The organism is Streptomyces herbicida, from assembly GCF_032656585.1.
Taxonomy (GTDB): domain Bacteria; phylum Actinomycetota; class Actinomycetes; order Streptomycetales; family Streptomycetaceae; genus Streptomyces; species Streptomyces herbicida.
On the sequence record NZ_JAUYWJ010000101.1, the window covers coordinates 1 to 567 of the forward strand.

The following is a 567-nucleotide window of genomic DNA, read 5'->3' on the forward strand; positions in this document are numbered from 1 at the left end:
TCCCCGGACCAGGGGGACGGGGTGACCACGTTCCAGGTCACCCCCACGGACGGGCTGACCATCGCCGTTCCCAACTCGGCCACCCTGAGCACGGTCACCCCGGGCCATACCGCCACCGGCCAGCTCGGCCAGGTCACGGTGAACGACGAGCGTTCGCTGGCCGATGCCAGCTGGGTGGCCACCGCCTCACTGACCGATGCCTTCACCACCCCCGGCGGCAGCCCCATCACCGGCAGTGCCACCACCTACACCCCCGGAGCGGCGACCTCTTCCGTCAACGGGCCGTTCACTGCGGGCACAGCGGGAACGCTCGCCTCCGCCCGGACCGCGTTCAGCAAGCCGAGCGGTTCCGGCAACAACTCCGTCAGCTGGAACCCCACCCTGGACGTCGCCGTGCCCGCAGCCGCGGTCGCCGGCATCTACACCGGGACGGTGACCCACTCCGTGGCGTGACCCTCGCCCCAGTACCGAAGCCTCATCCTGATCGCCGCCGCGGCTCTCACCGCGGCGGCGATCGCCATAGGTGCCCGGCTCCGATCCACATCACCTCGGCAACGGCAGCGGACA

General features: G+C 71.1%; 1 pseudogene. It reads left to right on the forward strand.

Going from position 1 to position 567, the window contains the following annotated elements:
• A pseudogene (locus Q8A52_RS48905) lies at nt 1–453 on the forward strand (YncE family protein); the annotation flags it as partial.
• Between the last annotated feature and the right edge of the window lie 114 nt (nt 454–567).